This is a genomic window from Paenibacillus glacialis, from assembly GCF_001637205.1.
Classification (GTDB): Bacteria; Bacillota; Bacilli; order Paenibacillales; family Paenibacillaceae; genus Paenibacillus_AQ; species Paenibacillus_AQ glacialis.
In genome coordinates this window covers 1-17,111 of record NZ_LVJH01000045.1, presented here as the reverse complement: position 1 = coordinate 17,111, position 17,111 = coordinate 1, and the positions used below count along the sequence as shown (strand labels likewise).

Genomic DNA, 17,111 nt, shown 5'->3' with positions numbered 1-17,111 from the left:
TCGTTGCGCTAACGGGAGACGATAGCTCAATACAGATAGAAGTAGCCTGCCTTGAGGACCGACTGCTTCTCGTTACGTTAACTAGCAGGTTACTTCAATCATTTCTCGAATTCCTTTTTGAGAAGGTATATGTACGAATTTCGTGAATATCACGTTATATGGAATTACTGCGATATAATAATAATAAACAACTGTGGGAGCGGTATAAATATGTTTGAAAATTTGAATTCAGACCAGGAGTACCTCCTGAGTTGTTACGATGACAACAAACGCGATCTGGCCAAACAAAATATCGAGCATATGCTTGGTTTGGAGACCGCGCCAGTACCGAATTTAATCTTGTTTGATCGCGGCTATCAGTCTGCGGACTTTATGCTATATTTACAGGAAAAGGCCATCTTTTATCTAGGATGTGTCTCAAAACTAAATAACATGGTAAGATTTGAGAAAACGAGTGGGGCGTCAAGCATGATTCAAAGACGGTACGAAATAAGCGATGAAAAGTGAGAACAAATTAAGGACATGTTTCCACCCTACAAAAAAGGACGTCCTTCAAAATTAAGTGAAAGAAGCATGTTTAATGCTTTTCTATGGATCGCTCGAAGTGGTGCGGCCTGGCGCGATCTACCGGAGGAACGCTATGGTTCATGGAAAACGGTCTACAGTCGCTTCTGCAAGCGGCGAGATACCGGACTGCTTGTCACGATCTTCCAAGCTCTTCAGGTCGAACCTGACTTTGAAAACTTGAGCATTGATTCTACATCGGTCAAAGTCCATCAACATAGTGCGGGTGCTAAAAAAAACGTTGAAGGACTCGAAGTGAATCAGTACATCTGCGTCAGTCGTGGCGGAAAGACAACCAAACTTCACACCGTCGGTCGATGGATTAGGAAATCCGCTCGCTTTTCTTCTGACAGGTGGTCAAGTCTACGATTCCGTTCCAGCAGTCGATTTACTTCAGAAGCTTGATATTACAGGAAGTCATATTCTTGGCGACAAAGCCTATGGCTCCGAAGCCATTCGAAATTGGATTACAACGAAGCAGGCAACCTACACCATTCCGCCTAAAGCGAATAGTCAAAACCCATGGAAAGTCGATTGGTATCGGTACAAAGAGCGATACTTAGTGGAATGCTTTTTCAATAAAATCAAACATTTTCGCCGTGTGGCTACTCGTTACGACAAATTGGCCGCCTTGGGCTTGCATTAGGTCGTGTCTTAAAACTTTTCATTGAGTCAATTTGAAAATGGCAGCTACATATACAAACGCCAAGAATGACTTGGCCAAGTCCGCTGAGTTAAAGAATGTTCTGCAATATTTTAATCGTTATGAGGATTACTCCAGATCGATCAATGCGTCTCTGAACTCCGTATATGGGGATCATCTCCCGGAATCGGCTTTCAAAATTTTGAACGTCATGAGAGGCAGGTTGGACAAAAAACAGAGAAGTGCTATTGTGGAGGTGCACAATGATAGAGGCAATTGATACTGAAAAAACAATAAGTGAAATTAGGAAAACAGTAAGTGATATATTTAAGCTAGGAAAGGGTTTAAATATTCCGGCTTATCAAAGAGGATATAGATGGAGCGCTGTACATGTTGTGCAAATTATCGAAGATATACTTGAAGGTTATAACAATAATGAAGAGTTTTATTGCTTGCAAACGTTAATTGTCTCTGAGCATGAGAAAGAATTTCATATAATTGATGGTCAACAGAGGTTGACGACAATACTGATTATTGTAGGGGCGCTGAATTATTTGTCGGGAATAGGTAATCAAGTAAGCACTGCTAATTTAACTTTAAGTTTAAAGTACGAAACGAGAGGGGACAGCGAGAAATTTCTCCATTTTCTGCTCAGTATACCGAAGAAGCTAGCTAATTTGAGCTGGAGCTCTATATGGGGGGAATATTGCAACCATTTGGGTGAGGGCTGTCACGATGAAAACATTGATTTTCGTTTTATGGTAGAAGCTTTTATTGTCTCGGTGAAAACATTAGAAGTAATTACAATGCCCTATGAAAAACTATTCAAATACATATTAAATAAATGCTTTTTTCTATGGTATCCTGTAGATCCGAGTATTAAAGAAGAAGAACAGTTTTATAAAGTGAATATGGGCAAGTTAAGTTTAACCAATTCTGATCTTATCAAATCTGAATTTATGAAGCCTAGAATTTCTGGAGATGAAGCACACGATAAAAGAATTGCGTTGCTTGCTGAGAAATGGCATTCCATTGAAAAAGAGCTGCGAAACCCTGAGTTTTGGGCATTTATTCCTCATAAAAACCAGTACGGAATATGGAGTAATAGAGAAAAAAGCTATGAGGAACGAAATATTTACCTTCCAAGAATTGATGAAATATTTCAATTGTTTATTACAAGTCTACGGGATAATTCGAAAACAGATACGTATGCTGAGAGTGATAAATATTTTCTTTATAATAAGTTGACTCAAAAGATGAATGAGCAATTGCAAAATCAAAATATAACTATTATATGGGAAACTATCGAACGGTTGTATTTAGAAATAGTCGATTTGTATAATGCCGATGGCAGAGAAACGCTATATCATAAGTATTTTGAAACACAAAAAAAATCCTATAAGGAAGGTTCGCTTTATAATTTGGTGGCCTACATTATATATTCATATTCAATAACACTGGAAAAGTCAGAGAATTTTGTTGGAGAGGAAATATTAAAGATAATCGAAACCAACAGACAGGAAAGAAGAAGTAAGATAAGAGGAATTATTCAATCGATATTGGAGGAGATTACTGGGCTCAGTTCGGAAGAATTAAAGAAAAAAGACAGCTTTAAGGAAAAGCTAAGCTCAATGAAATATGAAATAGATCAAAAGAGTGAAGATGAGGCTCATGATGAAAGAAAAGATAAAAACAAAAAAATTAAAAATCTTTTAATGCTATTTAATTTTATTTTATTGGACAAAAATTCAGGATTAAGTAATAGGTATGATTTTTTAAATCATAGGTACTGGGGAATAGAGCATATTTTTTCTCAAAAAGAAAGCCCGATTTCAGGTAATGATGAACTTAATGGGAAAAGGAAGGAAATAGAAAGAAAACTTCAGGAGCTGCGCACATTTGAAAATAATGAAATTGAAAACCTTGATGTACAGAAATTCCAACATCATGATGACTTGAAGTCATTTGTCGAAAGCAAGAAAACCCAACTTGAAGAGGCTCTAGAGCCAAACAAAAAAGTTATAAGCGATAACATAAATAGAAGCTTAAAGAACAAGATTGAGAAAGAAAAAGAAAAATTAAAAGGAAAATTAAATAATTATAAAAAAACAATATCAACCGAAAGAGCCTTTGCAATGAGAAAAATCGTTTTAGAAAGTTTGTGTGAGTACTACGATTCAGTACAACAAGTAAAAGATTCAGATTCAAATGGTATAGAACGAATAAAAAAAGTATATGGATTAACAAAACATATAGATGAATTAGGTGGATGTTGTAAAGATTTCGAATGGAAACAGCTTGTTGAGAACGATATTATAGATGCGCGAGAAGATGAAATACTTAATGAAATGATAAAGAGAAATACGGAGGAAACTCTTTCATACGATTTTTTTATTAATAAGTTATTTAGCAATAAGAATGAGAAGCAACGTGCAGTATATAGGATCAAACAGGCTTTTGGGCTAGAAGAATTACATTTATATTTTGATTACATCGTACTGAATGAAATTGCCGATGATATTCATACTGAAAACTATGCAGGCCAAACAGAGTCATCTGAAAATAGTTATGCAAAAGTTAAGGAGTTTGTACGAAAAGCAGCAATAAGAAAATTTAAAGAACATCACTCAGATCTTAATAGTGAAATTTTGCAGTCCATATATATAAGTGAGGTGGATAATTACTTCCTTCATGAGCATACAGAGCTATTAAAGGATAATTCGTTACGGAATTTGTCCTTATTAAGGAGCAAAGAGAATAGGATTCTAGCCAATAATTTTATTGAAAAGAAAGAAAAAGTCAATGAGTTTTTATCAAGAGGAACTGCTATTCCTTATTCAACTCTTCTGGTTTTTACCGACCGTTATTTTGAAATAGACGCAGTATTTAGTGGTGAGAGATTACAATGGTTACCGTCTTCTAGAGATAAGTATTTTGATGACATCGTGAATAATATACATAAATTTATATTTTATGGAGAATAATTGCATGAAAAAACATACCCTAATTTCTTTGTATGAGAGCTACAATATCTGTATTCCTGCTATTCAGAGAGAATATGTGCAAGGATTTAATGAGGAAAAAAGCAACGCAGTACGCGAACGTTTTCTTGATGACATATTTGAAGTTCTTGAAAGTGATGATTTTGAAAAAACGTTAGAAATGAATATAATTTATGGATATACAAAAAACGACATATTTTACCCGGTGGATGGTCAGCAACGAATAACAACTTTATTTATTGTACATTGGTTTTTATGGAATAATGCGGATAAAAGTGCCAAACCCTTTTTTCAAGATAAGCCGATTATGTATGAGATAAGGAGTGCTACGGGCAGCTTTTTCAGAGAATTGGTTAACCCTGATAGAATGTCAGCGTATAAGGAAATGTTGAATTCTGATAAATTTTTGTTTGATAATATGGTTCAAAGCAAATGGTTTAAAAGTGAATGGCTTAGCGATGTTACGGTTTTATCTATAATTAATGTAATGTCGGAATTAAAAGAAAGAAAAATTTCTAAGGAACAGGCGGAGAATTATTATCTAAAGCTGGAAGAAGAAAAAGTAACCTTTGATTTGTATGCAATTGATAATGAAAGTGCGAAGAAATCATCTATTACCGATTACGTAAGATTGAATTCGCGAGGCAAAGAATTAGAATGGTTTGAGAATATAAAAGCAATTATATCGACGATTGAGAAGCAGCTGGAAATTAACAATAAGGATAGTTTTGTATATAAATACGATAAAATATATAGCGATTATTTTTATAAAGTATATAAATCAGATGATAAGTCTTTAGAGCAAATTACTAAGGACATGAATGATGCTACCTTGAATTTTATGATTAATTCTTATAATCTAATGGAATTATTATTAAATAATAAAAAGCAAGGGGGGGTGGATTCCTGGGTTAAACTGTATAAAACTCTAAGAGAGGAATGTAGTGCGATTAGTGAAAATAAACATGCGTTTTTGGAGAGCTATCTGGCATTTGTAAATATTACACTGAGTAATATTATTCAGTTAGCTGATAATGATACAAGAAAGCGGCTTCAAGTTTACGAGCAACTACTAGATATCAACAGCTCTTTTTCTGATAAAAGGAAAGAGATTGCTAAATTAATCTACTATCGTGAATATTATTTAAAGCAGGGAGAGTTTGTACATAAAGAAGCAAATCAAAAATTCAATTACGTTTTAGAGAATATGGCCTACCCGGAATGGAATCAACTATGGAGTCAACAAGGGGATCGGCAAGGGCTGAAAATTATAATTCATTTCTCAAAAAAAATCTCTGACTTCAAAAATATAATTGAATATTTCCAAATAAAATCCGAATCTGAAATAGCTGATGATCTGTATTTAGGGGATTACAAGGCTAATGTAAACAATATACGGATCAAGATAAAAGATGTAGCTATTAAAATAAAAGAGCAGAAAGTAAAGGCTAAGCTCTGTGGGTTAAATAACTTGCCATATAATTACTTTTGCGAGTGGGAGAGGGAATTTCCAGACAAAAGAAGTATTTACTTTCTCCTGGATTTTGTCGGTGTATGGAGTGATTATTCTGATGAAAAATGTAAAGTGGTTTTTATAGAATTAGAAGAGTATTTAAAGACAGCGAGAGAGTTGTTTAAAAAGGGGGCGTCTTTAAAATTAAGAAAAATATTTGCATTAGCGGCATATTATGATGTGAAAAATGAACGTTTGCTTTGCTCGGACGAAATCAATAGAAATGTCAGATCTAATTTACATTATTGGGATGATTCATTTTATTTTATTGAAGATGAGATGCAGGAAACAAATAAAAAGCTCAGAAAAATGAAGTTGAGTAAATTAAAACTGGCATATGATTTATTTGTTACTAAATTGCCAGAGTTAGAAAAAGAGTTAGCTGTTGATAACTATAAAGATTGTTGGTTAAAGTATGCATATAATAATAATTTTGAATGTTTATTGTTGCAGCCGATGACGTTTGAAAATAATAAAGTGAGGATAATACCAAAGCTAGGAAAGAGAGATTATAGACTAGAGAGAAGTTTCGTCAATTTCTTTGCATTTTTATACTTGCTTGAAAAAGAAAATCCTAAAGAGGGATGGGTTGTTAACCAATACGAGTCTCCTGTTTATGATCTGTATAGTACTAATGTAAGAGATACTTCAACGCTTCAGAGGTTTGCCGATGTTGAAAGTATGAATATAAATAGGGTAATAAACGCGGTTGAGCTTAACCTAATATGGGAAGGTCAGAAAGAATTGCAACTGGATAGCAGAAGCTTCTTCTATATTAAGCAAACCATCGAGGTAGCTGGAGATGCTGATACATTAATAGCTCTGGAAAGAGATAAAATCATTAAAAGAATCTTTAATTATTCTGACTATAAAGAATTTGTATATGATCTAAATAGCGATCTAGAAACAATTAAGATAAATATAAATAATGAAGAGGAGTGCAGGCGTAGGATTTGGAACAGATACGGTGAATATCGGAGACTTGAAACAGAGAAAAGCATTAAGGCATCAGATGAAAATAATGCGCATCATGATGCACTTATTAGAATGGAAGAAGACATAAATGAGAATTACAGTCTCGAGAAGCAATACTACAGGAACGGAAATATAGTAAAATATTTATATCGTTCAGGTTTGAAAAAGGAAATTGGTGCCGAATTGTTTAAGCAAAACAAAGAAAATGATGAATATTAGAGAAAGTCGATAAGAGTTCTCCAATTTTAGGTTGAAATGCTAACTGAAGTGATTGCAGGAGCATGATATACAGCGATTAAAAATAGATGCTAAGCGCGCTCCTATCTAGTGACTAAATCAAAAAAAGTTCCAACTAAATGATAGGTGTGGATTATATTCCTATTCCCAATACGACACATGTACAGTGCGTGGTGGGGATATGTCAAGTCAATACCTAGAAGTCTATATTTATCAGTATTCGGCAAAGTATTTCTCCTTTGCGTAGGATGAGAGTGACTATAAGAACAAGGTGTCGAGAGATACGAAAGGTTATGGATGTTTTGGTTTGGAATGGGTAGAAATGACGAGCGATTTTTAACCTACAAAGAGAGTATCCGTCCTCGTGATAGCTGTCGCTGTGATTAGCGGCAGCTATCACGGTATCGGGCAGGATAGTAGATATCATTTCAAGAATACCTTAGATGTGGCGGAGTATTACAAAGTGACAGAGTTTGTTACGCTAACGGGACACTATAGTTCAATAATGAAAGGGTTGCCGAGAGGTAGCCCTTTGTTCAACTATACCAGCTAATAGCTTGTCAAGGTTACCAGTAAAGTGAAGCTTATTCATGTGGTATATTAAAAGGAAGCAAGCCAAATAACCCTCCAATTTTATTTCATTTGGAAGGTTATACCACTGCTTTCATATTAAGCAGACCGGAATGTCTTTTTGTTTTTCATGATGGCATATAGCCAATGAACCAATTTATTAGCACATGCGACCAGAGCCACTTTATGTGGTTTTCCCTCGGTTCTTTTGCGTTCGTAAAATTCTTTGAGCCGAGTGTTTCGAGAACGGATAAGTCCACATTGAACAGCTATCACCAGTGCGTAACGAAGCTGCCTTGAACCGCGTTTCGTGATTCGATTTCGAGTTGCTGTAAACTTACCTGAAGCAAAGACACTTGGGTCAATGCCTGCGAAGGCGACTAGCTTTTTAGGATGATCAAATCGGTCGACTTCTCCAATTTCAGATAAAATTGTTGCCGCAATTTTATGTCCAATACCGGGAATCGACTGAATTAAATCAAATTCTTCAATTTCTTCAGCCAGAGCGTCTATGTTCTGTTCCAATCCTGTAAGATGCTCTTGGTACTGAAGAATGAGGGTAATAAGGACTTTCAAATTGATTAAGTGGCTTGCGTACATGGTTGGCTGAAATGGGTTTTGTTTTTCCGCATCTAGCAACCGTTGAACGCGTTGGTTAATCCAGTTATCTGAACGTCCTCGTTTCGAAGAGAGAATTTAGCCTTGAGTGAATCTTCGTCCGTCTGCAAAACCGAATATGAGGTTGGGAATTCACTTAAAAACCGTAGCGAAATATCTGAATACATAGATCCAAAGACACCTTTGTAAGCAGGGAAGACCTGATCTAGAACAGCTTGGAATTGCAGTTTAGTCTGTACACACATCTTTGAAAGAGACTCATATTGCCTTGTTAGATAACGTAGATTGAGCAGTTGCACACCCCTTTTTTAAAAAGGTTCAAACTCTTCTTTGTAGTACAACTCTCCCAAAAGATAAGCGTCAGCAGCATCCGTCTTTACTTTACGAAGCTGAGACTTCCTAAGCCGATTTGAGATGAGCGGATTAATGACAATGTAAATATAGTGAAGCTCCTCTAGGAACTGAACTACGGGACTTTGGTAATGTCCGGTTGCTTCTAGAATAAGTAAAGGACGTTGTTTGGATACAGACTCAACGTCCTTTAAAACTTGAAGGAGATTCGCTAGACCATCACGAGTGTGCTGGAAATGGAACGTCCCTCTGAATGGATTTCCGCGCTCTAAAAAGGCTTGTCCATGGCTTTCTTCTTTAGAAATATCTAGACCGATAACTGGATTCATTTCATCTCTCCCTGTATGTGTAGATTTACTGGCAGCCCCTACGTTTTCCTCTTGTCGCTCCATAGCATCGCTTGTTATACGGGATCTTACGTCCCAACCAGCCTCAATCATGGTCATGACAAGTAGGGGTGAACATTATAGCGCTCGGGATCAAGTCCCACGGGCAGGTACGTTCGACCAGGCTACCTTAATCCTCTATCCAAATGAAAAAAGGATCAACCAGAAAGAACTGGGTGATCTCATAATACGATGGGCAGGATAGTTCAAAAGTTTCGCGAATACCCTACATATGGAGTTATATACGAAGTTCGTAAATAAGACGTTAGCTGAAATTAATGTAAATATCGTAAAAGGATGAGAAAAATGAATGAATTAGAAGAGGCAATAGAACTTATGCAATCCGGAAAACTAGTAGAATGTAAATCTCTTTTACTTGATTTGTTAAAGCTCTACCCTTCCAATCCGACTATTTGGTACCAATATGCTTGGGTACATGATGTGATGGAATTAGAACGCGAAGCAATCCCTTATTATCAGAAGGCATTAGAATTGGGACTCCAAGGTGAAGAAAGGCAAGGAGCATTACTAGGACTGGGAAGTACTTATCGAACATTAGGTATGTATGAACAATCCAAAGCAATTTTTGAAGAGGCTATAAATGAATATCCAGAACAAAAAGAATATGCAGGAAGCCCGCCGCTTGCAAAGAGCGGCGGGCTTATTTTTCATGGTCGATTCGATCGAATGGATTTCATGCAATGACTCTACCATACTAATAACAGTACCATAAGTAACGCAAGTAATTCAGGCGAGGCAGGGAACTGCCCCATCTCAGTTTCAAGGAGACTGCAGCTTGCTGTCATTAAAGTTTCTACACCCTGTTTCTTTCCATCCATGCAGCAGCCCAATCTACCAGTATGGACAAACTTCTTGGCAGGGAAATTGGCTATAGTTTCAGCGAGGTGCAGCGACGTGCGTAGGCTATTGCCTAAGGGAACCTTTACCGCAAGAAAAGGATTGCCAGCGACGATAGCTAGTAGAGGCTTGTTTGCCGCCTGTTATAATGCTACGGAGAGCTATGTGGTTCTGGCCTTGACAGAAGTGAAGCACCTGCCTGCAGATCTAGCAGGACTCATTGTCGCTGCGGGCGCTTTAAGCTGGTCAGCAGCGGCTTGGCTGCAGTCGAAGTTAGATATCAAGGATCATGGTGCTGGCAGGAGCAAACGAGTTACCCTCGGAATTTGCTTTATGATTATCGGAGTTGCGGCAGTGATACTAGCGGTTGGCCTACCAGGGGGTGGAATTGTATATGCGGTTCTGTCGCAAATCTTCACGGGGTTTGGCATCGGATTGGCGCACCCAACGACAGGGGCGATAGCCCTTCAACATGCTACTGCCGGGGAAGAAGGAGAAATCTCAGCCAGTCTTCAATTTACGGACGCTTTCAGTCCAGGATTAAGCATTGGGATCGGCGGCGCTTTGATTGCGGTGAGCCAGACAATGAGTTTGGGACTGTTAACCGGGATTTTATGGGCCTTGGCGCTCCAATTGTTGCTCGTTATCGTGAGCTTTACGGTTTCTTTTCGAATACAGCAGGCTCCATTAGATAACCGGGAATTGTTGAAAATGTAGACTAATACAAAAGCCCGCAGTTGACGGCAAGAGCCATGCTGCGGGCTTGCTTACTATATTATTAGATAACTAGCTTCTTAATAGCGTTCCAACACCAGATTCGTCTTCAGGGAGTCGGCAGGTACGAGCCAGCCTTTGTTGTTCAGCAGATTCATCAAGTTGATGCGTTTGGAAGCTGCCGTTTGATAGTCGTCAGTCTTGAAGGAGATTTCTACAATATATTCCGTTCCGCTGCCGTTCGGCAAGGAAATCGGCCACACCTCAATATCCGTCTCCAGTCCTTCGAAAGTGCCGGTGTATCTGCTTGCCAGGATCGGGCCATGGGCGTAAGATTGCTGCAGCTCGGCCGTTCCCCAGCCTGGAGCATTCGTCTTATCAAGCTTGCCAGGGATCTTGCTTATCAGCAAATTGAGTGCTTCAGCTTCATTAGGCAGATTCAGCCCTTTGGAGGTCGATTCTTCTTTATCGTTCGAGAAGCTCAATGTCTGCTTGTTGTAGCCCCAATCCACCTCTGCCACATAATTCGTGTCTGCCGCACTGAAGCCGTCCAGGTTAGCCTGGTTCAAAGCAGCGTTGATATCCCCGTTCTGCACAGCATAGCGTTTCTTATACGTCAATTCGTATTTCTTCTTATCTTCTTTTTTGCGGAAGCGTACATTCCAGCCTGAATCATTCAACGACAGATCCGTTGTATCGAAATATTCCACGAGCATCCGTGCGGCAGGCTCATTAATTTGAAAAGCCTCTTTCACCTCATTCTTTAATGTAAAATCCTGCTTCAGCACAGTGTTATTGCTTAGCAGAAACTTTACTTCATAGCTTGGGACAGCGTTAGCTGCGGCTTCTACTTTAGCCGGAGATTGCCACCCGGTAACTAATAATACAGCGCTCAATGCAGCAGTAATGAAGGTTCTGCCCATCTTTGTCATCTTCAATTGCATCACTTCAGCTCCTTTGAATTGTGATATGGAAATCTGTGGTTCAGTATCTACTCTAAGGGTGAAGTGTCAATTTCAGATTAAATTAAAGGCGGATTTCGGTCAAAAATTGCAAGATTTACTCTTGGTCTTCCAAGAGCGGCTCTTGGATAGAACGACTCCATTCATTGAGAATCTCAATAAACCGACTGCTCGTGGAAGACATATAGCCGTCTTGATTGGTGATGGCATACACCTGGCGTTCGGCGGGGAGGCCGGGGATCGGCCATATTCGCAGCAAGCCACGGTCTGCTTCGGATTGAACGGCCATCCTGGATATGAAGGAGATATGCTCGCCGAGCATAACTGCCTGCTTAATCGCCTCCAGAGAATCGAGCTCCAATCTAGAGAAAGGGCTGATCCCATGCTGCTCCAGCCATTGATCCGTAATCCGCCGAGTACTTGACGCCCTGCCATGCAGCACAAATGAAGAGGCGGCGATCAGCTCTGGCGTCCATTCCTCAGATTCGGCGAAAGGATGGGTAGGGGAGCAGGCCAACACTAGCTCGTCCATGCACAGAGCATAGGCTCTTAACGGATCCTTATGGAAGGAGCCTGTAGAAATGATGCCGATATCGAGAAAACACAGATAGAAAATGAACTTGGCGAACTTATCTTGGCAGTCCACCATATAGGCAGTACGGCTGTGAAAAACTTATCGGCGAAACCTATAATTGATATTGGAATTGAATTAAAAGATTATCAACATGGGAGTGAATGTGTCCAAGGCTTAGAGAGGCTTGGATATGCTTATAGGGGAACAAACATACTTCCCGACAGACATTATTTCAGTAAGGGTGAGCCAAGAACTCATCAAATTCACATGTTCCAAACAGGCAGTTTGTATCTAGAAAAGATACTTGCATTTAGAGACTATTTATTGAAAAATGACGCAGCACTAAACGAATATCAAGAGTTGAAAGTGAAACTCTCCCAGAAACACGAAAAAGATAAACTACTGTATACGGATGAAAAAACTGAGTTTATAAATTCAATTTTGGACAGTTTAGGATTCAACTAACGGGAAACGATAGTTGAATGACACACATAAATGAGCAGGTGCTCCGGTATACTGCTCTTTTTATTAAGCGCGTGCCCAGAAGCACGCATCTTCTAGCCGGTGAAAGTCCGGCCATGGGAGGGGCCAAGCCCCCATGTAGCTAGGATGCCTGCGTACGGCGAAAGTTTTGCGTAGAAGCGCATCGACAAAAGTCCTGTCTGAGACAGGGCAAGCAACATGCCAGGCCGTAACATCAAGTGAATCTTGCCGCGTCGTTAAAATGGCCTCGCAAGAGGGACAAGGGGAAGCCGAACCTCGGCTTAATGGGTGAAGGCCACGGAAACTGCTAAGAACTTGGAGCGGCAGTGAAGAATCCTCCGGCGTAAAGGGATCGGCATGGTATGAAAGAGGATGCAGTGAACTGGGGAGACCCTCCCCTGCACGGAAATTTTTTTTGAAACCGTAACGAAGTGATCTATAAGTCCAAAAGATGAAATGATCTACTTGCAGGAAGGGAGTCCGAGGGGCTCATAGTACTGAGGAACTGCAGGACAACACAACCTGCAGGAGGGAAGGAGCCCTGCTTTGTTCATGTTTCTTAAGGAGGTACGAGTCAGTGAATGCCCAAGGGCTAACAACACCAAAGGAAAACGTTCAACAACTCCAAGAGAAGCTAGGTCATGCGGCCAAGGAAAACAAGAAGCGAAGATTCCATGCTTTGTATGACAAGGTATACAGAAGGGATATTTTATGGGAAGCGTGGCGACGAGTCCGTGCAAACGGATGAGCAGCTGGTGTGGATGAGCAAACCCTTGCAGATATTGAAAAGCAAGGTGAGTTTCAATTCATTGAAGAGTGTCACCGCGGGCTAACTGGGCGTGCAGAAATCTCTCATTCAGGCAAGAGCAGAATACAGGAAATATCAGTTCATAGACTCTGCCGAAATTGTCTCACACCCGTTGAATATCGCAAACTTTTGGAAACAACTGTTCAAAGCTGTTCGCAATTGTGTTGTTTGCTTCACACCGTTCTCGTACCAGATGTTTTTAACAACGAGTGTTCCAGTTTTTCTCTCCGCGATAATCTCGGCTCGTCCAATGAAGCTCTCTCCATATAATAGAGGCAGCACATAATAGCTGAATTTTCGTTTGATTGCAGGCGTGTAAATCTCCCAGGTGTAATCAAAGTCAAACAATTCGTTGATAAGTTTTCTGTCCCATATGAAATTATCTAGCGGGGCAATAAGCTCGCAACGCAATTTCGACTCCTGATTTTGCAGAACGGCTTCAATAAGCGGTAAATCCTCCGCGAGGCAGTACAGCATATCCTTCATTTGCTCCACGGCAACAGCAACAATGCGAGCTTCGTGTAATAGCTGGCGGAAAACCTCTTTGCGCTGTGCAGCTTTCAGCCCCCATATATTCAACCATGCATCTGACGCACGATTCCATAAGAGACCAACCGAGCCGATTCGCCGTAGTACCCGCCACTTATGATGCTCAAGCTCATCTTCCAGCGGCTCTGATGCACTCAGCAGATTTGGCTGTATGTACTTCTTGGCTATATCGTAATATTTACGTGTTCCTTTTTTATGATGGATAATCAACTCACCCGTCGAATACATCTGTTCTAGCACTGATCGAGATGAATTGTTTCCACTGCTCCAGTGGATTGCCGATTGCCAAGAGAAATCTCCATCCAACTTTAAATCATCCGAACTTAGTGCACCGTGATTTTGGATATGAGCCCGTACTTGCGCTGTCAACGCTTCCATTTCGGGATAGCGTTCGGCATGTTGTCGGGCGGCCTGCCTGTATCGCTCAAAATACGGCCAGTCCTCGACAGGGATAATGGCCAGGTTCTTGTCGGGATAATCGACAAGGCTTCTATCCTCATACAGCAAATCGGCGAGCATTCCCTTAGTAAATCCTTTGATTCGCGACTGTAACACCAATTCGGCGTTTTTTCCGCAAACATCGATGGGGTCGTATTGAATACAGCCAACCTGCCGAGCAAAGTCCAATACGCCCTGCTTCCCGCTAAATTTATATTCGTCCAAAAGTCCGTGTTTCAACAACAGAAATTGCCGTGCCTGGCGGTTTGTTAATTGGATCATGTGCGCACCTACCTCTAGTTTAGTTTTCTTATTATATTACAGAGGGGGATGGAGGGGAAAAGAAAAGCGAAGGCGTGAAGGGAAATTTGTTCACGTCCTCGCTGGGGTGTTTCGTGGACTTTTTATTGGCCGGCTCGAGTCCAGTGCAATACCGAACTCAAAACAATCAATCAGCCGCATAATAAAAACTCTAACTTTAAGTAATACTACCCAGGAGGGCATCTTTTCGTTATTGCATTTCTTTTGTTGGGCCCATCACAGGTGGTACTGGTAAGCCTGCTTGACGTAATAGCACCATCATTTGGCCGCGGTGATGTGTTTGGTGGTCAATTAAGAAACGTAATAATGCACCTTTTGTTGCAACACTCGCAATGCCTGTTTCTGTTAGCAAGTCCACATCTGATAACTTAGCTACCTCTTCCTTGACCGCCTCTGCTGCTTTTTCGTAAGCTGCTATAATTTCTCTTGCTGTCGCTGGAACTGGTTCATCTTGACCAATCATTGGTACAGTTAAACCTGCTAAATGACTAAAATAACCTGTTGTTTCTACTAAATGCCAGCTTAACCAACCAAGTGTACTATGCCCTTCCAAAATACTTTGTCCTAATTTGTCATCTGTTACGGCTTGTAATACTTGCAATGTCCCTTCCACAGCCACTGCCCATTCCTTTAAAAAATCATCCACTTGTCGATACATCCAAACTCCTCCTCTATCATTCACTTCTATTTTATTATACAAAATAGAAAGGAAAAATACAAACGTATGTTCTTGTTAAAAGTGTGTGCAAAAAACATCTGTAACCGCTAAACTTGAGAATACAAACAAATAGGTTAGTGAGATGAGCGATTTGAGTAACGAAAAAACACCAAAAAACAAGCGATGTAAGCATTAAAAATCGTAGAGGAGTTGCTTGGAAGTTCGATAGTCGGGGTATATCTATTTGGTTCTGCAGTAAATGGTGGCTTACACATTAATAGTGATGTAGATGTCCTAGTGATCGCTCGCGAATCATAGTTTACCTGAAGTAACTCGAAAAAAACTAACAGATAGACTAATGCTTATATCTGGAAAGATAGGAAAAGCAGATTCTGTGAGACCACTTGAAGTCACGATTATAAACCATAGCGATATTGTACCTTGGCGATAACTACCAAGAAATAAATTTACCTATGGTGAGTGGCTCAGGAGTGATTTTGAGAAAGGACAAATCTAGGAACCAACCTATGACCCTGATTTAGCTATTGTTTTAGCACAAGCGAGAAAGAATAGCATTTCTCTATTTGGTCCTGATGCTTCAGATATTCTTGACCCCAGAGTGATTAAGGAGTCTTTACCTGGGTTGATTGAGGGTATCAAAGGTGATGAGCGTAATGTGATTTTAACCTTGGCTCGAATGTGGCAAACAGTGTCTATCGATGAAATTTCTCTAAAAGATGTGGCTGCAGAATGGGCTTTATCTCGTCTTTCCAAAGAATATTCGACATTACTCAACTTAGCCAGAAAAGCATATCGATAAGTGGGAAGGACTGGATACCGAAGTCACTCGTTAATCATATGAAAAACTCTATAGAATCTTATCTTATCACTTAACTGAAATTTTATTTTTTTTAAGAGCGCGTTTGTTGAAGATCAACAGTAGAAAATAATCAAACTTTTTTATAAAAATTATACAATACTTTACAAAGAAAGAATCCATTTTGATCAATCATTTTTTCAAAACGGATTCTTTTTATTTATCATAAAATATGGGCTTGGGAGATGCTTTTACTCAAACTTTATTCAAAACCTACATGACTTTGTTTAGAGACATTAATGTTGGTAACTGAACATTAATGTTAGTAACTAATGGAGTCTGGTATTAAAGTTGTGTACTGATGGTATCGAAAACTTAATGTTCCCTGAGTAAAATAGTCATCCTCTAACACGAAGGTATTTGGATTAATCATCCAAATACCTTCGTGTTTTTTTGTTTCTTGTGAATAAAAAACGGTGGAAAAGTAGGAGGAATATAGGGTTTCAGGGAACGATTATATATTGCAACTACATCTATTAAATCATAGGATTTTGAAGTATCCAATCCCCTTGTTTTCTTTGAGATTAAAGCTAGCCCTAGTCTGAGCAGATCTGATATCAGGAGATCTATGAGGAGTAGATCGATTTCGGCGCTCTTGATGTTAAAAGAAAATAAAGTATTAGACTGAAAATTATCAAGACCTAAACTTAAGGAAATCAAATAAAATAAAGGGTTCTACATATTATGCATGACTAATATGTGGAACCCTTTATGTTTAACTATCTGTGTCCCGTTAGCTCAATAACTTGTCTGAGATCGGAACAAAATGCTGCCAACGACACAAATTTCAAAATAGGTGGACTCCGCCTCTACCTGAAATTTTCTATACACTCATGCAGAAAGGCGTCTAGCGTGCGTGGCTCTCTGCCGAGCAAGCGCTTCACAGTGTCATTTGGACTTTCTGGCACCACCGTAGACATGGTTTGAATTTCCACAACGTGGTTCGCGAGCCAAGGAGGCATATGCCCGTTCTCCATAAGATTGCGGAGTAGTACTTGGGGTTCCATGTT

General features: G+C 39.5%; 13 protein-coding genes and 5 pseudogenes. 11 read left to right on the top strand and 7 right to left on the bottom strand.

The genetic code is table 11. The annotated features are described in order from the left end of the window. Positions 1-222: 222 nt before the first annotated feature. The 6 genes and pseudogenes from PGLA_RS29165 to PGLA_RS27575 all read left to right on the top strand — a co-directional run bounded on the left by PGLA_RS29165 (position 223) and on the right by PGLA_RS27575 (position 7,487). Positions 223-507, top strand: a complete 285-nt coding sequence (locus tag PGLA_RS29165) for a hypothetical protein (protein WP_245700181.1) — start codon at positions 223-225, stop codon at positions 505-507. A gap of 15 nt (positions 508-522) precedes the next feature. Then, positions 523-1,210 (top strand): annotated as a pseudogene (locus PGLA_RS27055) (IS5 family transposase). Positions 1,211-1,247: 37 nt separating this feature from the next. Beyond that, positions 1,248-1,487 (top strand): hypothetical protein, encoded by a 240-nt coding sequence (locus PGLA_RS28165; protein ID WP_068536076.1) that lies wholly within the window; start codon positions 1,248-1,250, stop codon positions 1,485-1,487. Continuing rightward, positions 1,471-4,191, top strand: coding sequence for a DUF262 domain-containing protein (locus PGLA_RS19485; RefSeq protein ID WP_068536074.1), 2,721 nt, complete (start codon positions 1,471-1,473; stop codon positions 4,189-4,191). The genes PGLA_RS28165 and PGLA_RS19485 overlap by 17 nt, the downstream gene beginning before the upstream one ends. 4 nt (positions 4,192-4,195) lie before the next feature. Beyond that, complete coding sequence (locus tag PGLA_RS19480) at positions 4,196-6,916, top strand: DUF262 domain-containing protein (RefSeq protein WP_068536072.1); 2,721 nt, start codon at positions 4,196-4,198, stop codon at positions 6,914-6,916. Between the two features lie 382 nt (positions 6,917-7,298). Further along, positions 7,299-7,487 (top strand): hypothetical protein, encoded by a 189-nt coding sequence (locus tag PGLA_RS27575; protein ID WP_145939615.1) that lies wholly within the window; start codon positions 7,299-7,301, stop codon positions 7,485-7,487. A gap of 116 nt (positions 7,488-7,603) precedes the next feature. Here the strand turns inward: PGLA_RS27575 and PGLA_RS19475 are convergent. Further along, a pseudogene (locus tag PGLA_RS19475) lies at positions 7,604-8,802 on the bottom strand (IS110 family RNA-guided transposase). 363 nt (positions 8,803-9,165) lie between these two features. Here PGLA_RS19475 and PGLA_RS19470 point away from each other — a divergent pair. Then, positions 9,166-9,564, top strand: coding sequence for a tetratricopeptide repeat protein (locus PGLA_RS19470; RefSeq protein ID WP_084411301.1), 399 nt, complete (start codon positions 9,166-9,168; stop codon positions 9,562-9,564). 2 nt (positions 9,565-9,566) lie between these two features. Here the strand turns inward: PGLA_RS19470 and PGLA_RS29450 are convergent, their stop codons facing one another. Further along, positions 9,567-9,698: a hypothetical protein gene (locus tag PGLA_RS29450; protein ID WP_281197438.1), complete on the bottom strand. Its 132-nt coding sequence runs from the start codon at positions 9,696-9,698 to the stop codon at positions 9,567-9,569. A 76-nt stretch (positions 9,699-9,774) separates the two neighbouring features. Between PGLA_RS29450 and PGLA_RS19465 the strand changes: the two are divergent. Then, positions 9,775-10,434 (top strand): annotated as a pseudogene (locus tag PGLA_RS19465) (MFS transporter); the annotation flags it as partial. Positions 10,435-10,511: 77 nt separating this feature from the next. On the opposite strand, the gene PGLA_RS19460 reads toward PGLA_RS19465, so the two are convergent. Further along, the gene (locus PGLA_RS19460) at positions 10,512-11,375 is read right to left on the bottom strand and encodes a hypothetical protein (RefSeq protein ID WP_211269591.1); all 864 of its coding nucleotides are present in this window, start codon (positions 11,373-11,375) and stop codon (positions 10,512-10,514) included. A gap of 115 nt (positions 11,376-11,490) precedes the next feature. Then, positions 11,491-12,042: a LysR substrate-binding domain-containing protein gene (locus PGLA_RS19455; RefSeq protein ID WP_245700179.1), complete on the bottom strand. Its 552-nt coding sequence runs from the start codon at positions 12,040-12,042 to the stop codon at positions 11,491-11,493. Between PGLA_RS19455 and PGLA_RS19450 the strand changes: the two genes are divergently transcribed. Next, complete coding sequence (locus PGLA_RS19450) at positions 11,956-12,432, top strand: GrpB family protein (protein WP_068536070.1); 477 nt, start codon at positions 11,956-11,958, stop codon at positions 12,430-12,432. The two genes, PGLA_RS19455 and PGLA_RS19450, sit on opposite strands and share 87 nt — an antisense overlap. A gap of 595 nt (positions 12,433-13,027) precedes the next feature. Beyond that, complete coding sequence (locus PGLA_RS27050; protein WP_211269590.1) at positions 13,028-13,198, top strand: hypothetical protein; 171 nt, start codon at positions 13,028-13,030, stop codon at positions 13,196-13,198. Positions 13,199-13,333: 135 nt separating this feature from the next. Here the strand turns inward: PGLA_RS27050 and PGLA_RS19445 are convergent, their stop codons facing one another. Beyond that, positions 13,334-14,527: a winged helix-turn-helix domain-containing protein gene (locus PGLA_RS19445; RefSeq protein ID WP_068536068.1), complete on the bottom strand. Its 1,194-nt coding sequence runs from the start codon at positions 14,525-14,527 to the stop codon at positions 13,334-13,336. Positions 14,528-14,756: 229 nt separating this feature from the next. Further along, positions 14,757-15,224 carry a DinB family protein gene (locus PGLA_RS19440; protein WP_044878675.1) on the bottom strand — a complete coding sequence of 156 codons (468 nt, stop codon included), beginning with the start codon at positions 15,222-15,224 and terminating at the stop codon, positions 14,757-14,759. 142 nt (positions 15,225-15,366) lie between these two features. On the opposite strand from PGLA_RS19440, the pseudogene PGLA_RS27570 reads away from it, so the two are divergent. Beyond that, a pseudogene (locus tag PGLA_RS27570) lies at positions 15,367-16,118 on the top strand (aminoglycoside adenylyltransferase family protein). A gap of 792 nt (positions 16,119-16,910) precedes the next feature. Here the strand turns inward: PGLA_RS27570 and PGLA_RS28605 are convergent. Next, a pseudogene (locus PGLA_RS28605) lies at positions 16,911-17,111 on the bottom strand (SDR family NAD(P)-dependent oxidoreductase); the annotation flags it as partial.